The sequence below is a fragment of the Bradyrhizobium sp. CCBAU 11386 genome (genome assembly GCF_028128955.1).
In the GTDB taxonomy this organism is placed as follows: domain Bacteria; phylum Pseudomonadota; class Alphaproteobacteria; order Rhizobiales; family Xanthobacteraceae; genus Bradyrhizobium.
In genome coordinates, this window is sequence record NZ_LBKA01000241.1 from 24643 (window position 1) to 47309 (window position 22667).

Below are 22667 nucleotides of genomic sequence, written 5' to 3' on the forward strand. Positions count from 1 at the left end.
GTTTGACTAATTGCGTCACGCCTTAGATTCGGCCGACGCCTGCGGGGGAATCAGAATGAGCGACCTCGATCCCGGATCTGCATCACGCTCCGGTCGTCGCGTCCCAAAGCCAAGAACTAACGGTATGTCAGAGCCGGACTCCCGGCCGGAATTGCTACTCGCCTTGCAGGCCATGCGTAGCGGCGATTTCTCGGTGCGTATGAGCGGCGACTATCTCGGTATCGACGGCAAGATCGCCGACACTCTTAACGAAATCATCGCCGCAAACCAGCGCATGGCGCAGCAGCTCGAGCTGGTCGGCCAGGTGGTGGGACGCGAGGGCAAGACCCGGCAGCGTGTGAAGTTCGGCCTCGCCTCCGGCTCTTGGGCCGACATGGAAGGCTCCGTCAACACGCTGATCGACGATTTGTTGTGGCCGACGCGCGAGGTGACCCGCGCGGTCGCGGCGGTGGCGCAAGGCGACCTGCTCCAGACCGTCAAGCTCGACGTCGACGGCCGTCCGCTCCGCGGCGAATTCCTGCAGTCGGCGAACATCGTCAACACCATGATCAAGCAGCTGGGCGTGTTCACCTCCGAGGTGACGCGCGTGGCGCGCGAGGTCGGCACCGAAGGCAAGCTCGGCGGCCAGGCCCAGGTGCCCGAGGTGACCGGCGTCTGGAAGGATCTGACCGAGAGCGTCAACTCGATGGCGAACAACCTGACCAACCAGGTTCGCAACATCGCCGAGGTCACGATCGCGGTCGCCAACGGCGATTTGTCCAAGAAGATCACCGTCGACGTCCGCGGCGAGATCCTTCAACTCAAGGAGGCCATCAACACGATGGTGGACCAGCTCCGCTCCTTCGCCTCCGAAGTGACGCGCGTGGCGCGCGAGGTCGGCACCGACGGCAAGCTCGGCGGCCAGGCGATCGTGCCCGGCGTCGCCGGCACCTGGAAGGATCTCACCGACTCCGTGAACGCGATGTGCGGCAACCTGACCGCGCAGGTCCGCAACATCGCCAACGTCACCACCGCCGTGGCGCGCGGCGACTTGTCCCGCAAGATCACGGTGGACGTGCGCGGCGAAATCCTGGAGCTGAAGGACACCATCAACACCATGGTGGACCAGCTCAACTCCTTCGCCTCCGAAGTGACGCGCGTCGCCCGCGAGGTCGGTACCGAAGGCAAGCTCGGCGGCCAGGCCCAGGTGCCCGGCGTGGCCGGCACCTGGAAGGACCTCACCGACAACGTCAACTTCATGGCGTCGAACCTGACCGCGCAGGTCCGCAACATCGCCGACGTCGCCACCGCCATCGCCGGCGGCGACCTCTCCAAGAAGATCACCGTGAACGTGTCCGGCGAGATCCTTCAGCTGAAGGAAACCCTGAACACCATGGTGGACCAGCTCAACGCCTTCGCCGGCGAAGTCACGCGCGTTGCGCGCGAGGTCGGCACCGAGGGACGTCTCGGCGGTCAGGCCAACGTGCTCGGCGTCGCCGGCACCTGGAAGGACCTTACCGAGAGCGTCAACTCGATGGCGTCGAACCTGACCGCACAGGTCCGCAACATCGCCGAGGTGACGACCGCGGTCGCAGGCGGCGACTTGTCGAAGAAGATCACGGTGGACGTCCGCGGCGAGATCCTCGAGCTGAAAGACACCATCAACACCATGGTGGACCAGCTCAACGCCTTCGCCGGCGAAGTCACGCGCGTCGCCCGCGAAGTCGGCACCGAAGGCAAGCTCGGCGGCCAGGCCCAGGTGCGCGGCGTCGCCGGCACCTGGAAAGACTTGACGGACAGCGTCAACTCGATGGCCTCGAACCTGACGGGTCAGGTCCGCAACATCGCCGAAGTCGCCACCGCCGTGGCCAAGGGCGACCTGTCGAAGAAGATCACCGTGAACGTGTCGGGCGAAATCCTTCAGCTGAAGGAAACGCTCAACACCATGGTCGACCAGCTCAACGCCTTCGCCGGCGAAGTCACGCGCGTCGCCCGCGAGGTCGGCACCGAAGGCAAGCTCGGCGGCCAGGCCGAGGTGCCCGGCGTCGCCGGCACCTGGAAGGACCTCACCGACAGCGTCAACTCGATGGCCGGTAACCTCACCGCCCAGGTCCGCAACATCGCCGAGGTCGCAACTGCGATTGCCGGCGGCGACCTGTCGCGCAAGATCACGGTGGACGTCCGCGGCGAGATCCTTCAGCTCAAGGACACGCTGAATACGATGGTCGACCAGCTCAACCGCTTCGCGGGCGAAGTGACGCGCGTGGCGCGCGAGGTCGGCACCGAGGGTCGTCTCGGCGGCCAGGCCAACGTGCCCGGCGTCGCCGGCACCTGGAAGGATCTCACCGACAGCGTGAACTCGATGGCGGGCAACCTCACCGCCCAGGTCCGCAACATCGCCGAGGTCACCACCGCCGTGGCGCGCGGCGACCTCTCGCGCAAGATCACCGTGGACGTGCGCGGCGAAATCCTCGAGCTGAAGAACACCATCAACACCATGGTGGACCAGCTCAACGGCTTTGCCGGCGAAGTGACGCGCGTCGCGCGCGAGGTCGGTACCGAAGGCAAGCTCGGCGGCCAGGCCGAAGTGCCCGGCGTCGCCGGCACCTGGAAGGACCTCACCGACAACGTCAACTTCATGGCCTCGAACCTGACGGCCCAGGTCCGCAACATCGCCGAGGTCGCGACCGCGATCGCCGGCGGCGACCTGTCGAAGAAGATCACGGTGGACGTGCGCGGCGAGATCCTGCTGCTCAAGGACACCCTGAACACCATGGTCGAGCAGCTCCGCTCCTTCGCCGCCGAAGTGACGCGCGTGGCGCGCGAGGTCGGCACCGAGGGCCGGCTCGGCGGTCAGGCCGTCGTGCCCGGCGTCGGCGGCACCTGGAAGGACCTCACCGACAACGTCAACCTGCTGGCGGCGAACCTCACCACGCAGGTCCGCAACATCGCCGAAGTGACCACCGCCGTGGCCCGCGGCGACTTGTCGCGCAAGATCACCGTCGACGTGAAGGGAGAAATCCTCGAGCTGAAGAACACCATCAACACCATGGTGGACCAGCTCAACGCCTTCGCCGGCGAAGTCACCCGCGTCGCGCGCGAGGTCGGTACCGAGGGCAAGCTCGGCGGTCAGGCCGCGGTGCCCGGCGTTGCCGGCACCTGGAAGGACCTCACCGACACCGTCAATCTCATGGCCGCGAACCTGACCGAGCAGGTGCGCGGCATCGTCAAGGTGGTGACTGCGGTCGCCAACGGCGACCTCAAGCAGAACCTGACGATGAAATCGCGAGGCGAGGTGGCGGCGCTCGCCGACACCATCAACAACATGACCGAGACGCTCGCGACCTTCGCCGACCAGGTGACGTCGGTGGCGCGCGAGGTCGGCGTCGAGGGCCGCCTCGGCGGCCAGGCCAACGTGCCTGGTGCCGCCGGCACCTGGAAGGACCTCACCGGCAACGTCAACCTCCTGGCGGCCAACCTCACCTCGCAGGTGCGCGCGATCGCGGAAGTGGCGACCGCCGTGACCAAGGGCGACCTGACGCGGTCGATCCAGGTCGACGCCCGCGGCGAAGTCGCGGAATTGAAGGACAACATCAACACGATGATCACGAACCTCCGTCTCACGACGGACGTGAACACCGAGCAGGACTGGCTGAAGACCAACCTCGCGAAATTCACCAACATGCTTCAGGGCCAGCGCGACCTCGCCACCGTCGGCCGGCTGCTGCTGACCGAACTGTCGCCGCTGGTGAACGCCCATACCGGCGTGATCTACCAGGTCGAGAACGAGGACAATCCACAGCTCCTGCTGCTCGCCTCCTACGCCGGTGACGGCGTCTATCCCTATCAGCGCGTACTGCCGTTCGGCGACGGCCTGATCGGCCAATGCGCGCTCGACAGGCGGCCGCGCGTGGTCGCGGATATTCCCTCCGACGTGGTGCCGATCAACTCGGCGCTGTTCCGCGTCGCCCCGAAGAACCTCGTGGTGCTGCCGGTGCTGTTCGAGGGCCAGGTCAAGGCCGTGATCGAGCTCGCCTCGCTGACCTCGTTCACGACCTCGCAGATGACCTTCCTGGAGCAGCTCACCGACTCCATCGGCATCGTGCTCAACTCGATCGAGGCGACGATGCAGACCGAAGGCCTGCTCAAGCAGTCGCAGCAGCTGGCCGGCGAGCTTCAGACCCAGCAGCGCGAATTGCAGCAGACCAACGACCAGCTCGAGCAGAAGGCGCAGCAGCTCGCCGAGCGCAACGTCGAGGTCGAGCGCAAGAACCAGGAAATCGAGCAGGCCCGCCGCGCGCTCGAGGAGAAGGCGACCGAGCTCGCGCTGACCTCGAAGTACAAGTCCGAATTCCTCGCGAATATGAGCCACGAGCTGCGCACGCCGCTGAACTCGATCCTGATCCTGGGGCAGCAGCTCACCGACAATCCGGACGGCAACCTCACGGGCAAGCAGGTCGAATTCGCCCGCACCATCCACGGCGCCGGCACCGACCTGCTCAACCTCATCAGCGACATTCTCGATCTCTCCAAGATCGAGTCCGGCACGGTGACGGTGGACGCCGAGGAAATCCTGACCGCGAACCTGCTCGAAACCGTCGGGCGGCCGTTCCGGCACGAGGCGGAGAACCGCAACCTGTCGTTCAAGATCGACGTCGATCCGAACCTCGCACGCAGCATCGTCACCGACTCCAAGCGCCTGCAACAGGTCCTGAAGAACCTGCTCTCCAACGCCTTCAAGTTCACCGCCGAAGGCGAAGTGCGCCTGAAGGTCGGTGGCGCGCTCGGCGGCTGGGGAACGGATCACCCGGTGCTGAACTCCGCGCCGGCAGTGATCGCATTCGAGGTGTCCGATACCGGCATCGGCATTCCCCTGGAGAAGCAGAAGCTGATCTTCGAGGCGTTCCAGCAGGCAGACGCCGGCACCAGCCGCAAATATGGCGGCACCGGCCTTGGCCTCGCCATCAGCCGCGAACTCGCCAGCCTGCTCGGCGGCGAAATCCATCTGCGCAGCGCACCGGGCAAGGGCTCGTCCTTCACCCTTTATCTGCCGTTGAAATATTCCGGCCCGACACTTGCGCCGCGCGCCACGCCACAGCAATACAGCCAGCCACCGGCGCTGCAACCGACGGCGCCCGAGCCGCGCGTCATCGAGCAGCTTCCCGACGACCGTCTCAACCTCGAACCCGGCGACAGCATCCTCCTGATCGTCGAGGACGACCCGCATTACGCACGCGTGCTGGTCGATCTCGCGCGCGACAAGGGTTTCAAGGTGCTGGTCGCGGCTCGCGGTGCCGAGGCGCTGGAACTTGCCAAGCAATACCAGCCGAGAGCGGTCTCGCTCGACGTGTTCCTGCCGGACATGCTCGGCTGGACGGTGCTGAGCCAGCTCAAGCACAATCCGCTGACGCGCCACATCCCCGTACAGATCATCACGCTCGACGAGGACCGCCAGCATGCGCTGGCGCGCGGCGCGTTCTCCTTCGTCAACAAGCCGACGACGACCGAGGGGGTTTCGGCCGCGCTGACGCAGATCAAGGAATATGCGCGGCCGCGGCGCAAGCGGCTCCTGATCGTCGAGGACAATGAGGCCGAGCGGCTCTCGATCCGCGAGCTCCTGCATCACGACGACATCGAGATCGTGACGACCGACACCGGCGCCGGCGCACTCTCGACGCTGCGCGAAGCGCCCTGCGATTGCGTAGTGCTGGACCTGCGCCTGCCCGACATGAGCGGCTTCGAGGTGCTCGACCAGATCCGCCACGACGAAGCACTTTCGAACATTCCGGTCGTGGTGTTCACCGGCCGCGAGCTCTCGGCGGAGGAAGATGCCGAGCTCCACACCATGGCGCGCAGCATCGTGGTCAAGGGCGTGGAATCGCCCGAGCGCCTGCTCGACGAGACCGCGTTGTTCCTGCACCGCGTGATCACGGAACTGCCGGTCGAGAAGCAGCGCATGCTGGAGAAGCTGAACAGCTCCGACGAGGACCTGATCGGCAAGACCGCGCTGCTCGTCGACGACGACGCCCGCAACATCTTCGCGCTGTCGAGCGTGCTGGAACGGCGCGGCATGAAGGTGCTGACGGCGACGACCGGCCGCGAGGCGGTGACGCTGGTCGAGTCTAATCCGGAAATCGCCATCGTCCTGATGGACATCATGATGCCTCAGATGGATGGATATCAGACCATCGGCGTGATCCGCGAGAACCCGGCCTTCGCGCGCCTGCCGATCATCGCGTTGACCGCCAAGGCAATGAAGGGCGACCGCGAGAAATGCCTGGAAGCCGGCGCGTCCGACTACCTCGCCAAGCCCGTCAACACCGATCAATTGCTGCTTGCGATCCGCATGTGGCTGCACCGCTGAGCTGGATCCGCGAATGGACCACGAAAAGGTCAATATCCTCCTCGTCGACGACCAGCCGGCCAAGCTGCTCGCCTATGAGGTGATCTTGAAGGAACTGGGCGAGAACCTCGTGATCGCTTCGTCCGGCCGCGAGGCGCTGGAGGTGCTGCTCAAGACCGAGATCGCGGTGATCCTGGTCGACGTCTGCATGCCCGAGCTCGACGGCTTCGAGCTCGCGGCGATGATCCGGGAGCATCCGCGCTTCCAGAAGACGGCGATGATCTTCATCTCGGCCATTCAAGTGAGCGACATCGACCGGTTGCGCGGCTATGAGATGGGTGCGGTCGACTATGTTCCTGTGCCTGTCGTGCCGGAGGTGCTGCGCGCCAAGATCAAGGTGTTTGCCGAGCTCTATCGCAAGACCCGCGAGCTCGAACGGCTGAACCAGGAACTCGAGGATCGCGTTCGCGCGCGCACGGCCGAGCTGGAGAACTCAACCGCAAAACTGCGCGAGAGCGAACAGCGCCGCAGCATGGCGATCGCCGCCGGCAAGATGGGATCCTGGGACTGGGACTGGGTCAACGGCGACTGGATGTGGGACGAAGGCCAGTATCGCATTTTCGGCGTGACGCCGGAGACCTTCAACGTCACCTCGGCCAACATCCAGGCGCTGCTGCACCCTGACGACGTCGACCGGTTCGGCCAGGCGATCGCCGCGTTCAACACCGGGGCGCGCGCCTATGAAGGCGAGTTTCGCGTCAGCAGGCCCGACGGCGAGGTGCGCTGGTGCGTCGGCACGGCGGCCGCGACGGTGGACCAGGCCGGCCGCGTGGTGCGCGTGAGCGGTGTCACCGTGGACATCACCGAACGCAAGCGGGCCGAGGAGCGGCAAAATCTGCTGGCGCGGGAAGTCGATCATCGTGCCAAGAATGCGCTGGCGCTGGCGCAATCGATCGTGCGTCTCACCCGTGCCGACGGGGTCAAGGCCTATGTCAACGCCGTCGAGGGGCGTATCAACGCGCTGGCGCGCGTGCATACGATCCTGTCGCTGTCGAGCTGGCAGGGCGCCGAACTCTCGAAGCTGATCGACGAGGAACTCGCGCCCTATTCGCTCGGCGGCCAGATCAAGCTGGCGGGGCCCGAGGTTCAGTTGCTGCCCACAACCGCCCAGACGCTGGCGCTGGCGCTGCACGAGCTTTTCACCAACTCGGCCAAGTATGGCGCCCTCTCGACGCGGTCGGGCCGGCTCATGATCGGCTGGCAGGTCGAGCAGGACCACCTCACATTGATCTGGGAGGAATCCGGCGGCCCACTTGTGAGGACGCCGAAATCTCGCGGCTTCGGCACACGGAGCCTGCTTGCGAGCGTCGAGTCCCAGCTCGGCGGACAGGCGCAATTCGATTGGCGCGCCGAGGGCCTGTTGTGCCGCCTGGAAGTGCCGTTGACCCGGAAGACCCCGACCGCCGCAGCGCAGGGCAAGTTCGACGCCGCTACCTCCCTCGCCCTCCAGCGCGCGTCGGGTTAACCCGACGCGGCGACTTTCATGCGCTGCACCGACCGCGGTTCATGGGCGACGCGCCCTTCGAGCCAGGCTTCCGTTTGTGCGAGATCGCGTAACGCCATCGCATAGCGGCGGGCCGCGCTTCGCTCGGCACCGCGCGGCAGCTTGCGCGCCTTGCGCAGCATATCGGCCGCCGCGTTTCGATAGGCCAGTGAGCGATAGAGAAAGACAACCTTACCCATATCGAATGTTCCCGTGTTGACGGCCTCCATGGTCGCAAGGTTGGCATGAACGTCGGATGAAGCCCGACGTGACAAATCGTTCATGCCGATGGAACCCGTAATCGCCGGCTGCGTTTCAGGGATGATCGAGGGCGGTTCCATGCGTGCGAGAAAGTCGCCGAAAAAGTCGCCAAGTCTGATCTCTCCTACCGGCATCATCACGATCATGACGCATGCGATGATGGGCGCGGCGCTCGGCCTCGCCTTCGGTCTCGCGCTCATTCTATCCAACGCGGCGGTCGCAAATTTGCTGAACCATGGCGGAGATTCGGCCGCTGCCGTTTTTGTCCTCACGCTGGTGACGACGTTCGCGATCGGCGCGATGCTCACGGGTATCGTGTTCATCATCACCGAGGACAAGGAATCTTGAACCACGCGTGAAACCTAGGGGCTGCTTTGTCGGGAACTCCTGCGGCGGATGGCAGTTGGCCGCCTGCGTCATTTTAACTCAGGGAGTTCCCGTGCATGAAGACGACCAAGCTCGCCCTCGCCATGATGTTGGCAACCGGCCTCGCCGCCGCCCCGTTCGCCGCACAGGCGAAGTCGCACAAGGCGAAGCATGAATCCTCGACGTCGTCCTCGCAGACGACGGGCGCCAACACGAAATCCAAGAGCGCCGATCCCTCCGGTCAGGGCGGCTCCGGTCCCGGCTCCGACCAGGGCGGCAGCATGACGAACAACAAGGGCACGACCAACGCCAATTAGGCTCGCCGCCATTCATCGAAGGCCCCGCGATCGCGGGGCCTTCTTGCTTTGGTGTTCGGTGCAATCAGTCTCACGCGCATCGTCGGCGCACGCTTTAGCTGCGCCGGATGTCAGCGATGTTCAGGCCACCGCCCGCGGAGTTCGTCTTCACGAGATGATCGAGCTGCGCCCGCTTGCGTGCGATCAGAAGCTGGCCCGCAGCATCGTCGAGACCCTCGCGCTGCAATTGCCGGATCGACGACCCCAGTTCGAGGATCTCGGCGCGCAGTCTCAAGATCCGGTACGTGTCCGGGTCTTCCTCCACGGCGCGCTCCCAAATGTCTCAGCGGCGCGCGATTGCGCGCACGGGATCTGCGGCTTTCTTGAGGGAACGAAGACGTACACGATCGCGGACATCCGGCAGGACATTACCACCGCCAGCCGCCTTCCATTCGCCGATCAGCAGGTTGATTTTCCGGCGCAGATTCATCTGCGCCAGGGCCTTTTCTGTGCAGTCGCGATCACGCTCGACGAGGTCGCGCACGGACGCCTCGACATCGGCCATTTCCAGCCTCAAGGCACTGATCTTGCGTCGAATTTCATTAATTCTGTTGTCCATGGCTTGTTAGAACAAAATAAGAACATATAGTCAAGTCACGATTTCAGAACGGAGAGGTCAGATGCAGGTTCAAGGTAAATACGACGCCAGGGTTTTCCTCGCGGAGCAGATGACGAGGGCACAAGGCCTGAGGTTGAAGCGGCTCAGCGAGGAGGCCTATCAGCCCGCACAATATGATCGGGATCTGTCCTTCACTGAAGCTGCGCGCCGCATCCAGGTGCTCGAGGCGGAGATCGAACTGGCAAATTCCTTCTAGCCAGGCTGCATCGCGCATCCGGAACGTTGCGGGCGCGCTTTCGGAACCTTGCCTATGTCGAATGGTTTTCTCCCGGCCGAGGGAGAATCCGGATGGCACGCAAGGCAAAGAAACGCCGCTACTCGCGCAGCTCCGGCAGCGACGTCGAAAGCGAAATGCGGCGCTACAAGAAGGGCACGGCAAAGAGCGGCCGCGGTGGACGTGTGAAGAGCCGCAAGCAGGCGATCGCAATCGGCCTGTCGAAGGCGCGCAAGAAAGGCAAGAAGGTCCCGAAGAAGGCCGCGAAGCGGAAGGCATCCAAGAAAAAGACGAGCAAGAAAACGTCCAGGCGTAAATCCGCCAAGCGGTAGCGGCAATCGGCGCTAGATCATGCTGCCCGGCATGAAGCAGCGGATCGAGATGCCAAACGCGGTCTTCACCGGCCATACCATGGTGCGGCCGGCGCGGTTGGGCTCGGTGATGACGGCTTCATCGGGCACATCGACCCACTGCCCATCGAGGCGTACGCGATAGTGCCCGTCATGAGACTCCCAATCCGGATCGGAGACGGCAAATCCGTCGGCGTCCGAGCAGCACGGGCCGAGATGGCTGCGCAGACTGTCGAACCAGGGCTTGAGCGGCGAATCGGCGTAGCGGCCGTCATCACGCCCCAGGGCACTTCCAGCCGACAGCACGAACGGCGCAACAAGCAGCGCACGTCTCAGCGAGAGCTTCAATCGATCCATGTCGGCACCGATCAAATACGAACCGCCGGTTCCACAAGACGGCCGGACGTCCGAAGTTCCACTCTTGCAACTCGCCTGGGCGCCTTCATTGCCGCCAAGGCAACACGCGATTTCGAACTCTGACGAGCGAACGCGGCTTTTTCGGACGAACCTGTCACCAATGCTGCCGTTGACGAGAATGTTATCGGCGGCCTGTGGGTATCTCGGATGCCAACGAGAAAAGGCGGCCCGAAGGCCGCCTTTTTGGATTTGCGCTGGAAGAACTCGACTTACGCGAGTGGCACCGCGACAAACCGGGTCGCGTCCGCACTTCTGACCTGCAACAGCACGCTGGTCTTGCCGGACGATTTGGCCTGCGCCAGCTCGGAGCGGACGTCGCCGACATTGGCGACGGGCTTGCCGCCGACATTGAGGATGACGTCGCCGGTCTGAATGCCGCGCTGCGCCGCCGGCCCTCGCGGATCGACCTCGGTGACGACGACGCCCTTCTGGCCGGCGCCCTGCACGTCGCCGGCCGGCGCCAGGCTGAGCCCGAGGCGCGGCGTGCCGTTGCCCGGCTGCGCCTTGTCCTCGTCGGCTTTTCCGTTTCCTTGGGCCTGCCGCTCGTTCGGCAGCTCGCCGAGCGCGAGGGTCACCGTCTTGCTCGCGCCCTTGTGGAAGACGTCGAGCTTCACGGACGTGCCGGGCGCCAGCGTGGCGATGGTGCGGGCGAGATCGCGGGAGTCCTTGATCGCGGTGCCGTTGACGGCGGTGATGACGTCGCCCGCCTCGATGCCGGCCTTTGCCGCCGGGCTATTGTCCTGCGGATTGTCGACGATCGCGCCACGCGCCTCCTTCAGGCCGAGGCTGTCGGCGATCGCTGATGTCACCGGCTGCACCTGCACGCCGAGCCAGCCGCGGGTGACCGCACCCTTGTCCTTCAACTGCGCGACGACGAGCTTTGCGGTCGTGGCCGGAATGTCGAAGCCGATGCCGACCGAGCCGCCCGACGGCGAGAAGATCGCGGTGTTCACGCCGATCACGTTGCCGTTCATGTCGAAGGCCGGGCCGCCGGAATTGCCCTTGTTGATGGGCGCGTCGATCTGGATGAAGTCGTCATAGGGCCCATTGCCGATGTCGCGGCCGCTGGCCGAGACGATGCCGGCGGTCACGGTGCCGCCGAGGCCGAAGGGATTGCCGACCGCGACAACCCAGTCGCCGATCCGCGGCTTCTGGTCGGAGAACTTGACGAAGGGAAAGTCCTTCTTGCCATCGACCTTGATCAGCGCGAGATCGGTTTTCGGATCGGTGCCGACCACCTTTGCGGTGTAGCTCGCCCCATCATCCATGGTGACCTGCACGGACTCGGCGTGGTCGACGACGTGGTTGTTGGTCACGGCATAGCCGTCGGCTGAGATGAAGAAGCCGGAGCCTTCACCCGTGACCATCTGGTGACGCTGGCGCGGCATGCCGTTCATGCCACCCGGAAAGCGGAAGCCGAACTGACGCGCGAACTGGTCGAACGGCGCGTCCTCGTCGGAATCCATCCGGTTCTGTTGCAGCATCGCGCTCTTGTCGTTGTCCTGGTCTATCCTGACCCGCACCGAGATGACGGCAGGTTTGACCCTGGCGACGAGGTCACCGAAGCCCGGCGGAGTCGCAGCGCTTTCCGCGGCTTGGGCCGGCGCGATGAAGGAGGTTACGTCGAGCGGCGAAGCGCCGGGAGAAGCAGCCAGCACGGCCACGCCAAGCGCGGCCACGGTGCCAAGCAGCGCAAGCCGGCGCGGCTTCAAGATCGTGCGGGACGTGGTGATGTCGGAATTGACGCGGTCATTCATGTCGAAATGTCCATGTTGGGTCAGGTGTCGCCTTGCACGCAACATGATCGCTCGCACCTTACGGTGTTCCGTCCACGCGATTAAATCTTGGCAAAGAAGATGCGATCTGCGGCCGCTGGGGCGGCGCAGCACCCGCATCCTGCGCCGGCATCACGCGGCGGCCCGGCCGCGCGTCAGGCCGTGCGGACGCAACGGCGCGAATTGCTCGGCGGTCAGGCTTTCGTTCGCAATCAGGAGCTCGACGCCGGCCTCGAGGTCGGAGCGGCGCTCGGCGAGGATCTTGCGTGCCGTCGCGTCGCCGGCCTCGACCAGATTGCGCACGGCAAGGTCGATCTCGCGTCCCGTGTCAGCCGCCGCGCTGACGCCCGCGTCCTGAGCCGCCTGAAGGAACATCGACGGCTTTGGTGCATAGGTCCGCTGGCCAACCGTCGCGTCCATGCCGTATTTCGTCACCATCTCGACCGCGATCTCGGTGGCGCGCTGGAGATCGTCGGCAGCGCCCGTCGATACGTCGCCGTCAAATATCAGTCGTTCCGCGGCGCGCCCGCCCATCAGCACGGCAATGCGGCTCTTCAGTTCAGCGACCGTCAGCAGGAAGCGGTCCTCGGTCGGACGCTGCATGGTGTAGCCGAGGGCGCCGATGCCGCGCGGGATGATCGAGACCTTCTGCACGGGATCGACCCCGGACAGATTGGCGGCAACCAGCGCGTGGCCCATCTCGTGATAGGCGACCCGCTTGCGCTCCTCCGTGCTCAGCACCCGGCTCTTCTTCTCGACGCCGGCCACAATCCGCTCGATCGCGGCGGTGAAATCCTCGAACGAAACCTCCTCCGCGTTGCGCCGGGTCGCGGCAATCGCGGCCTCGTTGATCAGGTTGGCGATGTCGGCGCCGGTGAAGCCGGCCGTGAGGCCCGCCACCTTGTCGATATCCACGTCCTTCGCCACGCGGATCTTCTTCACGTGAACGTTGAGGATTGCCACGCGGCCGCCCTTGTCGGGACGATCGACCAGCACCTGGCGATCGAACCGGCCGGCACGCAGAAGCGCGGGATCGAGCACCTCGGGACGGTTGGTCGCAGCAAGCAGGATGACACCAGTCGAGGGATCAAATCCGTCGAGCTCGGCGAGAAGCTGGTTCAGCGTCTGCTCCTTCTCGTCATAGCCGCCGAAGGCGCTCGGCGCACGGCTGCGCCCGAGCGCATCCAGCTCGTCGATGAAGATAATGCAGGGTGCGGCCTTTCGCGCCTGCTCGAACAGGTCGCGCACCCGTGCCGCCCCGACGCCGACAAACATCTCGACGAATTCGGAGCCTGAAATTGAAAAGAAGGGGACGCCGGCCTCCCCCGCCACCGCGCGCGCCAGCAAGGTCTTGCCGGTGCCGGGCGGGCCGACCAGCAGGATGCCCTTCGGCACGTGGGCGCCCAATCGACCGTAGCTCTTGGGGTCCTTCAGGAAAGAGACAACCTCCTGCAACTCGAACTTTGCCTCCTCGACGCCGGCAACATCGGCGAAGGTCACCTTGGTGTCGGTCTCGACAAAGATCTTGGCGTGCGACTTGCCGATCGACATCAATCCGCCAAAACCCTGCCGCTCGGCCAGGCGCCGGCCGAGAAACATCCAGACCAGATAGAACATCAGCGCCGGAACGATCCAGGACAGGATGGTCTGGAACAAGCCGCCTGACGGTACGCCGGTGACCGTGATCCCTTTGTCCTGCAGCTTCTCCGCCAGCGCCAGATCCACGCGTGCGGTGACGAAGGCGGTCTTGCCGCTGGCAAGCTTCTCGTTCTCCCTGAGCTTGCCCTGGATCACGTCCTGCCCGACCGACACCTCCGCGACCTTGCCCTGCGCGATGAGCTGCTCGAACTGGCTGTAGGGAATGCTCTCGACGGAGTTGTAGGCGGCAAATGCCCATTGCAGCAGCACGAGCAGGATACCGGCTGCGAAGATGTAGCCGATCGCGATGGACTGCTGCCGCGAATCCTTTTCCATTGTTCTCTCCGCCAAAACCGCAAAAATGAGACTGCCTCGCCTATTACCTCTAGGCGACGGGAGGCTGGCCGTTTTGCGGAGGATCAAGGCACCGGCTTGACGCAGCTCAACATGGGCGTCCAGAACGATGGAAGATTGGCGGGCAAGATATGATCATCCAGGAGATGTCCCCATGATCAAAGACATTCTCGTCCACATTCCGACCGAGCGGCCGATGCGCGCGGCGATCGACGGCTCCATTTCGCTGGCGGCTGGCCTCAACGCCCATCTCGATGCGGTGTCCGTCGGGTATGTCGCAACCAGCGCGGCGTATGTGATGGAAGGTGGGGCCGCAGTCGCGGCCGTGTTCGAAATGGAGCGCGAGCGCGCGTTGGAGCGGGCCGAGACGGCGCTCACCGTGTTCGAGACCGAGGCGAAGAACGCCGGCGTTTCCCATGGCTGCCATCCGATGGGCGCGATCCCGGCGGACGCCGCAGGCGCGATCGGTGCGATGGCGCGGCTCTACGACCTCTGCATCGTGCTTCAGCCGGATCCGGCGCAAGGCTCGTTCGACAACGACGTGCCCCGCGAGATCCTGTTCCAGGCGGGCGGCCCGGTGCTGTTCCTGCCGTACACTTTCCGAGGAGCCTTCAAGGCAAACCGGATCGGCATCTGCTGGGACGGCAGCCGGCTCGCCGCCCGTGCGTTGCGCGACGCGGCACCGTTCCTGGCGCGCGCCGAAGAGATCGTGATCATCACGATCAACGAAGCCAACGTGGTGCCCGGCGAAGTGTCGGCAAGCAACCTGGCAAGACATCTCGGCCGGCGCGGGCTCTCGACCCGCACGGTCGGCCTGTCAGCCACCCGCTCCGAGATTCAGCCGACCATCCTGTCGCTGGCGGCCGACGAGAGCCTCGATCTCCTGGTGATGGGCGGCTACGGCCATTCGCGATTGCAGGAGCGCGTTCTCGGCGGCGTCACCCGCGCGATGCTGGAAGCCATGACGGTGCCGACGCTGATGTCGCATTAGCGAAGCCGGCCCGACGCTCTCACGCCGCAACGGGGGTCTCCCATGTCGCGGTTGCGGCGGTGTCCTCGTCGCGTTGGGCATTGCACGCGTCGAAATGCGCCTTCAGCGCGAGCTCGGCGAGATATTCGAAATGTTCGGCCTGGCCGAGAAGTTCCCAGTTCTGGAGCGGCCGGTAGGCCGCCTGCTGGCGACAGAGGGACGCCAGCGCCCGGTAGCGACGTACGTTCTCCATGAGAATCTCCCTCTCAGTCACATCCGGCTTATTTCTCCGGTTTGCGTCAGGGTCATTGCACTTGTGCGAAACTTTTTCTGCGCAAAGCCGGTCGGTCTCGGGAACGTTAACGTGTGCTGCAGCGCGGCCACTTTGCGTTGGCGCAAACTTTACAAATGTTTGGCGATTGTTCTCGGCAGCGTACAGCTCAATGCCGACCCAGCCACAAAGTTGCGGCATGTGTGAGGCAAAGCACAGCCGGCCACCTTTGCCGCGCGTATTAATTTCTGCGTGTGGCCGCAAACAAGGTAACGGCGGTACACCAGGGCCACGCTATCAGCGCAGCCTGCGACTTTGGAGCCGTGCGGGCATGGAACCGGCGGCTCATTTCGTTTCTGGCGGCGATGGCTAGGCATAGAGGCGGCGCTCCACGGTCACGCCGACCAGGTCGAGATAGCGCTCGATCAGGCCGGGGCGGCCGACGAGATAGCCCTGCATCTCCTCGCAGGCCTCGTGCGCCAGGAAGGCACGCTGCGCCTCCGTCTCCACCCCTTCAGCGATGACCGGGATATTCAGCGCGTGCGCGAGGCTCAGGACCGCGCGGACGATCTCGGCCGATTGCGGCGTCGCCTCGAGGTTGGAGATGAAGCTGCGATCGATCTTGATCTTGTCGAACGGAAACGACTGGAGATAGGACAGCGAGGAGTAGCCGGTGCCGAAATCGTCCATTGCAATGCGGATGCCGAGTGCCTTTAACCGCCGCAGCAGGTTGAGCGCGCGGGTAAAATCGCCGATCAGCACGCCCTCGGTCATCTCGACCTCAAGCCGCGTCGGCGTAAGGCCCGTCTCCAGCAGAATCTGGTGGATCGAGCGTTCGAGGTCGCCGGCCTGGAACTGGACCGGCGACAAATTGACCGCGACCTGCAACTGCCGTGGCCAGGATGCTGCCTCGCGGCATGCCTCGCGCAAGACCCATTCGCCGATCTGGATGATCAGCCCATTCTCCTCGGCGAGTGGAATGAACTGGTCCGGCGGCACGAAGCCCCGCGTCGGGTGATTCCAGCGCAGCAGCGCTTCGAAGCCGATGACCTCGCCATCCATCCGCGCCTGCGGCTGGAAGTAGACGAGGAACTGGTTCTGCTCCAGCGCCTGTCGCAGATCGTGCTGCAACAGCCTGCGATCGCGCAGCTCCTGGTCCGTCTCGGATTCGAAGAAGCAGACCCGGGCCCTGCCCTCGCGCTTGGCGCGATAGAGCGCGGAATCGGCGTTGGCGAGCAGCGTCGCGGGATCCACGCCGTCATCGGGGTAGACGGCGATGCCGACGCTGACGCCCACCTGGGAGAGATAGTCGTCGATCTCGAGCTCCTTGCCAATCACCTCGACCAGGCGCTCGGCCAGCGTCAGCGCGTCCTCGCGGCGCGCGTTGTCGGGCATCAGGATCATGAATTCGTCGCCGCCGATGCGGGCGACGAAGGCGCCGTCGGCTTCCGCGGCAAGACGATCCGCCGCCGCCCGCATCAGCATGTCGCCGACGGGGTGGCCGAACACGTCGTTGACCTCCTTGAAGCGGTCGAGATCGAGGCTGAGCACTGCAAAACTGGTCGATGCCTCCTGCGCCCGCTCCAGCCGCTCGTCCAGCTCCGCGTTGAAGGCACTGCGGTTCGGCAGGTCGGTCAAGGCATCATGATGAGCAAGATGACTGATCCGCTCATGGTTCGTGACGCGCTCGGTGACGTCCTCGATCACGCCGACCAGATATTGCGGGTCGCCGGCGCCGTCCGAGATCAGCATCTTGCGCGAATTGACGACGCGGTCGTGGCCCTTGACGCCGACTTCGAGCAGGTGCTCCTCGAGGAACATCGGCATTCCACTGGCGACGACCCTGCGGTCCTGCTCGTTGACCACGCGGGCAACGTCCGCCGGAAAAATCTCCTCGGGCGTCCTGCCCAGCATCTGTTCGCGGGGCAGGCCGTAATAGTCCTCGCCGGCGCGGTTGAGCAGAATGTAGCGGGAATCCTTCGCGCATTTTGCGAACACGGCAATCGGGATATTCTCGACGATCGTATCAAGGAACTCGCGGGTCCGGAGCAAATCCTCCTCGACCTGATCGTGCGTCTGGGCGCGCGCGTCGGCCATCCGCTGGCGATCGCGGTCGCTTGCCTCGTAGGCCGCGCTGACGAGTTCGCCCAATTTGGCGAGATCGACCTGTCCGGTCGCTTCGGTGGCACAGCGAAGTTGCTCGGCGAACAAGCGATGCATGCTCATGCCACCCCAACTGGCCGAGTGCAGGCCTCATGCCCGCAGATATCCTCGATCCGCATCCCCGCGCTCTCTCGCGTTCCTAAACCTCAGATTGAGACACCTTAGCATTACGCGGACGTTAATCGAACCTTCGCCTCGGACGCGGTGGTTACCCCCGCCTGAAGGAATCCGATCGGAAAGTGGCACGCGTTGGCACAACCGACACCCGGGTGCACGGCTCCCGTAGTCTACCGGAGGCGCGCGCTTTCGCCGACACGCAGCGGCTGCGCGGAATTATCCTGCGATCGTGGAACCCGGCCCGCTTCAGCGGCGACGCGAATGGCCGCGATATTGCCGGCATAGTCGGCGCTGCTCTTGCCGCGGAACACCGCGGAACCCGCCACGAGCGTATCGGCACCCGCGGCGGCCACAGCAGCAGCGTTGTCGCGCGTGATGCCGCCATCGACCTCGAGCCGGATCGGCCGGTCGCCGATCATGGTTCGAATGCGCCTGATCTTGTCGAGCTGGGATTCGAGGAAGGACTGGCCGCCAAAGCCCGGATTGACCGTCATCACCAGCACCAGATCGACGCGGTCCAGCACGTATTCGAGCGCGCTTTCCGATGTCGCCGGGCACAGGCTGACACCGGCCTTTTTCCCGAGCGCGCGGATCGCCTGCAGCGTGCGGTCGAGATGCGGGCCCGCTTCGGCATGAACGGTGATGACATCGGCCCCGGCCTTCGCGAACGCCTCGAGATAAGGGTCGACGGGCGCGATCATGAGATGCACGTCGAAGATCTTCTTCGTCACCGGCCGGATCGCCTTGATGACATCGGCGCCGAAGCTGATGTTCGGGACGAAATGTCCGTCCATGACGTCGCAATGGATCCAGTCGGCGCCGGCGGCGTCGATGGCCGCGATCTCCTCCCCGAGACGGGCGAAGTCTGCAGCCAGGATCGAGGGAGCGATAAGGATTTCGCTGGTCATGGCTTTGCACTCCGCGCGTCGGCCCCGCCGCTGAAGACGCGGCTTGCCAGCACGTCCACGGGATCGATGGTTTCGAGGTCGGAAATGTCGAGCATCCGGTCGAGATCGGACACCAGGCGATCGGCCTGCCGCAAGCGGATGCGGTCGACGGCATTGCGGATCGAGCGCGCGTTGGAGAAGAATGGCTGGGTCCGGCGCAGCGCGATGTACTTCTCGAACGCCTCGCGCGCGGCCGCCGAGAAGCGATAGCCGCGCTCCTTCAGCATCAGCTCGGCAATGACGAGCAGCTCGGCTTCCGCATAGTCCGGAAATTCGATGTGGTGGGCCATGCGCGAACGGAAGCCGGGATTGGAGGCGAAGAAGCTCGTCATTCGCTCGCCGTAGCCGGCAAGGATCACGACGAGATCCTCGCGCTGGTTCTCCATCACCTGAAGCAGGATCTCGATCGCCTCCTGGCCGTAGTCGCGCTCATTGTCCGGCCGGTGCAGATAATAGGCCTCGTCGATGAACAGCACACCGCCCATCGCCTTCTTCAAGATCTCCTTCGTCTTCGGCGCGGTGTGGCCGATATACTGGCCGACGAGGTCGTCACGCGTCACGGAGATCACGTGACCGCGTCGCACGAAACCGAGCCCGTGCAGGATCTTCGCCATGCGCAGCGCCACGGTGGTCTTGCCGGTGCCGGGATTGCCCGTGAACGACATGTGCAGCGTCGGCGGTGCGGAGGCGAGGCCCGCACGCTGCCGGATGCGCTCGATCAGCAGGAGCGAGGCGATCTGGCGCACGCGATTCTTGACCGGCCGGAGGCCGACCAGCTCCCGCTCGAGCTGCTGCAGCGTATCCGTGATCCCGGCCGCTTCGGCTTCCTTGCGGAGATCGAAATTGGTCTCGCCGCCTTCGGCGGTCGTCGCATGGGGCACGTCAAGCATCGGTACCTCGAAGAAAAGAGCTTCGCCGCGGGGGGAAGCGGCGAAGCAGTGGTCCGCCAAGGATACGGAGCAGGGAGAGCTCCGCGCGGAAACGAATGATCAGGACACGTGTGCGGGCGCCTTTCGCACGGTGGTGTAGCGGATCGCGCGTCCCCCCACTTCCTGCCGCACCAGCTCGAATTCCGCCTCCTGCGGCGGCCGGTTGACCAGGAAGGAGATTCGCACCGATTCCCAGCCATGGCTGGAATCGAAGCCGCTGATACGGATGTACCGGTCGCCGTACACCCTGCGGCATTCGGCGAGCTCCATCATTACGCCGGCGGCGTCCTGGAGATCGAACATCGGCAGACCCCACATCTCCCAATAGGTGTTGCGGGGGTGCGGATCGTCGGTGAACTCGATGTTCACCGCCCACCCCTTCGCAAGGCAGTACTGCACCTGCTTGGTAATCTGGTCGTCGGTGAGATCGGGCAGGAACGAGAAGCAGCCCTGGGTGAGTTTCATGTTGCGTCTCCTCAAACGGTTTCGAGCGCGGTCGGCACGAAGTCCGGCGTGTCGGTGGATTGATAGTTGAAGGTGACGTCCTTCCAGACTTCGAGCGCCGCCTTCAGCGGCGTGCAAGTCTCGGCCGCCCTGGCCAGGATCTCCGGCCCTTCATGGACGTAGTCGCGGCCCTCGTTGCGGGCGAGGATCATCGCCTCCAGCGCCACGCGGTTCGCGATCGCGCCCGCCGCAATGCCCATGGGATGGCCGATCGTGCCGCCGCCGAATTGCAACACGACGTCCTCGCCGAGCAGGTCGAGCAACTGGTGCATCTGGCCGGCGTGGATGCCGCCGGAGGCCACCGGCATCATCTTGTTCAGGCTCGCCCAGGACTGGTCGAAGAACAAGCCATGCTCGAGCTTGGTCGGGTTGAAATCCTCGCGGCAGACATCGTAATAGCCGCGCGTGGTGTTGGGATCGCCTTCGAGCTTGCCAACCACCGTGCCGGCATGGATGTGATCGACGCCGGCAAGCCGCATCCATTTGGCGATGACACGGAACGACACGCCGTGGCTCTTCTGCCGCGTATAGGTCGAGTGACCGGCGCGATGCAGATGCAGGATCATGTCGTTGCGGCGGGCCCATTTCGCCATCGACTGGATCGCGGTATAGCCGATCACGAGGTCGATCATGACGATGCAGGATCCGAGCTCTTTCGCGAACTCCGCGCGCTCGTACATGTCCTCCATCGTTCCCGCGGTGATGTTCAGGTACGTGCCCTTCACCTCGCCGGAAGCGGCCTGCGCACGGTTCACCGCCTCCATGCAATAGAGGAAGCGATCGCGCCAATGCATGAAGGGCTGCGAGTTGATGTTCTCGTCGTCCTTGGTGAAGTCGAGCCCGCCCTTCAGCGCCTCGTAGACCACGCGGCCGTAGTTGCGGCCCGAAAGGCCGAGCTTCGGCTTCACGGTTGCGCCCAGCAGCGGCCGGCCGAACTTGTCGAGCCGCTCGCGCTCGACCACGATGCCGGTCGCCGGCCCCTGGAACGTCTTCACATAAGCGACGGGGAATCGCATGTCCTCGAGCCGCAGCGCCTTCAGCGGCTTGAAGCCGAACACGTTGCCGATGATCGAGGCCGAGAGGTTGGCGATCGAGCCGGGCTCGAACAGGTCGAGATCGTAGGCGATGTAGGCGAAATACGACCCCGGCGTGCCCGGCACCGGATCGACGCGATAGCATTTCGCGCGATATTTTTCGGCGGCCGTCAGCCGGTCAGTCCACACCACCGTCCAGGTCGCGGTCGAGGACTCGCCGGCAACCGCAGCGGACGCCTCGATCGGATCGACGCCTTCCTGCGGTGTGACGCGGAACAGCGCGATGACGTCGGTGTCCTTTGGCGTGTAATCGGGCTCCCAATAGCCCATGCGCTTGTATTCCATGACGCCCGAGCGATAACGCTCCTTGCCGCGAACCGTGCCGGTATGTGCATTCATGACTCTCTCCTGTTCTTCTCTCTCTGAATGACTAGGCGGCGACTGACTCTCGGGCGTCGACGCGCGGATCGAGCTCGCCGGCACGATAACGCCGCGCCATCTCGCTCAAGGGAACGACCTTGATCCTGCTGGCGTGGCCCGCGGTGCCGAACTGCTCGAAGCGCTCGCGGCAGAGATCGCGCATTGCGTCCATCGCCGGCTTGAGGAATTTGCGCGGATCGAACTCATTGCGACTTTGCGCCGCGACCTTGCGGAACACCGCGGTCATCGCCAACCGGCAGTCGGTGTCGATATTGACCTTGCGCACACCGCTCTTGATGCCGCGCACGATCTCTTCCACCGGCACGCCCCAGGTCTGCGGCATCTCGCCGCCGAACTGGTTGAACATGTCCTGGAGCGGCTGCGGCACCGAGGACGAGCCGTGCATGACGAGATGCGTGTTCGGCAGCCGGCGGTGAATCTCCTCGACCACCCGCATCGCCAGGATATCGCCATCGGGCTTGCGGCTGAACTTGTAGGCGCCGTGCGAGGTGCCCATCGCAATGGCCAGCGCATCGACTTTCGTCGCGCGGACGAAATCGACGGCCTGGTCAGGATCGGTCAGCAGCTGGTCGTGGCTGACCTTGCCCTCGACGCCATGACCGTCCTCCTGCTCGCCGCCGCCATGTTCGAGCGAGCCGAGCACGCCGAGCTCGCCTTCGACCGAGGCGCCGACCCAATGGGCGAGATCGACGACGCGGCGGGTGATCGCGACGTTGTAGTCGTAGTCGGCCGCGGTCTTGGCGTCGGCCTTCAGCGAGCCGTCCATCATCACCGAGGTGAAGCCGTGCGCGATGGCGGACGCGCAGGTCGCCTCGTCATTGCCGTGGTCCTGGTGCATGCAGAGCGGGATGTCGGGATAAGTCCGCTCCAGCGCGTCGATCATGTGGGAGAGCATGAGGTCGCCGGCATAGCTGCGCGCGCCGCGCGAGGCCTGGATGATCACGGGCGCATCGACCTCGGCGGCCGCCTGCATGATCGCGATCCCCTGCTCCATGTTGTTGATGTTGAACGCCGGCACCGCGTAGCCGTGGCTGGCGGCGTGATCGAGCAGTTGGCGAAGGGTGATACGGGCCAAG

20 protein-coding genes are annotated in these 22667 nt (G+C 64.7%); 7 read left to right on the top strand and 13 right to left on the bottom strand.

The window, feature by feature from the left end:
- The first annotated feature begins 55 nt into the window (after positions 1-55).
- On the top strand, positions 56-6343 hold the full coding sequence (locus tag XI09_RS26840; RefSeq protein WP_271569515.1) for a HAMP domain-containing protein: 6288 nt from the start codon (positions 56-58) through the stop codon (positions 6341-6343).
- Positions 6344-6356: 13 nt separating this feature from the next.
- Complete coding sequence (locus XI09_RS26845; RefSeq protein WP_271569516.1) at positions 6357-7847, top strand: HWE histidine kinase domain-containing protein; 1491 nt, start codon at positions 6357-6359, stop codon at positions 7845-7847.
- Here the strand turns inward: XI09_RS26845 and XI09_RS26850 are convergent.
- Complete coding sequence (locus XI09_RS26850) at positions 7844-8272, bottom strand: hypothetical protein (protein ID WP_271569517.1); 429 nt, start codon at positions 8270-8272, stop codon at positions 7844-7846. The two genes, XI09_RS26845 and XI09_RS26850, sit on opposite strands and share 4 nt — an antisense overlap.
- On the opposite strand from XI09_RS26850, the gene XI09_RS26855 reads away from it, so the two are divergent.
- Both XI09_RS26855 and XI09_RS26860 read left to right on the top strand, forming a co-directional pair.
- Positions 8205-8474: a hypothetical protein gene (locus XI09_RS26855; RefSeq protein ID WP_333939134.1), complete on the top strand. Its 270-nt coding sequence runs from the start codon at positions 8205-8207 to the stop codon at positions 8472-8474. The two genes, XI09_RS26850 and XI09_RS26855, sit on opposite strands and share 68 nt — an antisense overlap.
- A gap of 95 nt (positions 8475-8569) precedes the next feature.
- On the top strand, positions 8570-8809 hold the full coding sequence (locus tag XI09_RS26860) for a hypothetical protein (RefSeq protein WP_271569519.1): 240 nt from the start codon (positions 8570-8572) through the stop codon (positions 8807-8809).
- 94 nt (positions 8810-8903) lie between these two features.
- Here XI09_RS26860 and XI09_RS26865 read toward each other — a convergent pair whose 3' ends face one another.
- Complete coding sequence (locus XI09_RS26865; RefSeq protein ID WP_271569520.1) at positions 8904-9113, bottom strand: hypothetical protein; 210 nt, start codon at positions 9111-9113, stop codon at positions 8904-8906.
- A gap of 18 nt (positions 9114-9131) precedes the next feature.
- Positions 9132-9353: a hypothetical protein gene (locus XI09_RS26870; protein ID WP_271569582.1), complete on the bottom strand. Its 222-nt coding sequence runs from the start codon at positions 9351-9353 to the stop codon at positions 9132-9134.
- 115 nt (positions 9354-9468) lie between these two features.
- On the opposite strand from XI09_RS26870, the gene XI09_RS26875 reads away from it, so the two are divergent.
- The gene (locus tag XI09_RS26875; RefSeq protein WP_271569521.1) at positions 9469-9663 is read left to right on the top strand and encodes a DUF3072 domain-containing protein; all 195 of its coding nucleotides are present in this window, start codon (positions 9469-9471) and stop codon (positions 9661-9663) included.
- A 92-nt stretch (positions 9664-9755) separates the two neighbouring features.
- The gene (locus XI09_RS26880) at positions 9756-10013 is read left to right on the top strand and encodes a DUF6496 domain-containing protein (protein ID WP_271569522.1); all 258 of its coding nucleotides are present in this window, start codon (positions 9756-9758) and stop codon (positions 10011-10013) included.
- Positions 10014-10025: 12 nt separating this feature from the next.
- On the opposite strand, the gene XI09_RS26885 is transcribed toward XI09_RS26880, so the two are convergent.
- The 3 genes from XI09_RS26885 to ftsH form a co-directional block, all read right to left on the bottom strand.
- A complete protein-coding gene (locus XI09_RS26885; RefSeq protein ID WP_271569523.1) occupies positions 10026-10388 on the bottom strand; it encodes a hypothetical protein in 363 nt (120 codons plus the stop codon).
- A 269-nt stretch (positions 10389-10657) separates the two neighbouring features.
- Positions 10658-12205 (bottom strand): Do family serine endopeptidase, encoded by a 1548-nt coding sequence (locus XI09_RS26890; RefSeq protein ID WP_271569524.1) that lies wholly within the window; start codon positions 12203-12205, stop codon positions 10658-10660.
- A gap of 150 nt (positions 12206-12355) precedes the next feature.
- Entirely contained in the window at positions 12356-14197 is a 1842-nt protein-coding gene (ftsH, locus tag XI09_RS26895; RefSeq protein ID WP_271569525.1) for an ATP-dependent zinc metalloprotease FtsH, read from the bottom strand.
- 172 nt (positions 14198-14369) lie between these two features.
- Here ftsH and XI09_RS26900 point away from each other — a divergent pair, with 172 nt between their 5' ends.
- Positions 14370-15206, top strand: a complete 837-nt coding sequence (locus XI09_RS26900; protein ID WP_271569526.1) for a universal stress protein — start codon at positions 14370-14372, stop codon at positions 15204-15206.
- Between the two features lie 19 nt (positions 15207-15225).
- Here the strand turns inward: XI09_RS26900 and XI09_RS26905 are convergent, their stop codons facing one another.
- The 7 genes from XI09_RS26905 to fba form a co-directional block, all read right to left on the bottom strand.
- Entirely contained in the window at positions 15226-15438 is a 213-nt protein-coding gene (locus XI09_RS26905; protein ID WP_271569527.1) for a hypothetical protein, read from the bottom strand.
- 387 nt (positions 15439-15825) lie between these two features.
- Positions 15826-17676 carry a putative bifunctional diguanylate cyclase/phosphodiesterase gene (locus XI09_RS26910; RefSeq protein ID WP_271569528.1) on the bottom strand — a complete coding sequence of 617 codons (1851 nt, stop codon included), beginning with the start codon at positions 17674-17676 and terminating at the stop codon, positions 15826-15828.
- 230 nt (positions 17677-17906) lie between these two features.
- Positions 17907-18644 (bottom strand): ribulose-phosphate 3-epimerase, encoded by a 738-nt coding sequence (gene rpe, locus XI09_RS26915; RefSeq protein ID WP_271569529.1) that lies wholly within the window; start codon positions 18642-18644, stop codon positions 17907-17909.
- A complete protein-coding gene (gene cbbX / locus XI09_RS26920; protein ID WP_271569530.1) occupies positions 18641-19573 on the bottom strand; it encodes a CbbX protein in 933 nt (310 codons plus the stop codon). The genes rpe and cbbX overlap by 4 nt, the downstream gene beginning before the upstream one ends.
- A 99-nt stretch (positions 19574-19672) precedes the next feature.
- Positions 19673-20077, bottom strand: coding sequence for a ribulose bisphosphate carboxylase small subunit (locus XI09_RS26925; RefSeq protein ID WP_271569531.1), 405 nt, complete (start codon positions 20075-20077; stop codon positions 19673-19675).
- Positions 20078-20088: 11 nt separating this feature from the next.
- Positions 20089-21549, bottom strand: a complete 1461-nt coding sequence (locus XI09_RS26930) for a form I ribulose bisphosphate carboxylase large subunit (RefSeq protein WP_027546249.1) — start codon at positions 21547-21549, stop codon at positions 20089-20091.
- A gap of 31 nt (positions 21550-21580) precedes the next feature.
- Positions 21581-22666: a class II fructose-bisphosphate aldolase gene (gene fba / locus XI09_RS26935; protein ID WP_092187632.1), complete on the bottom strand. Its 1086-nt coding sequence runs from the start codon at positions 22664-22666 to the stop codon at positions 21581-21583.
- Position 22667 lies beyond the last annotated feature (1 nt).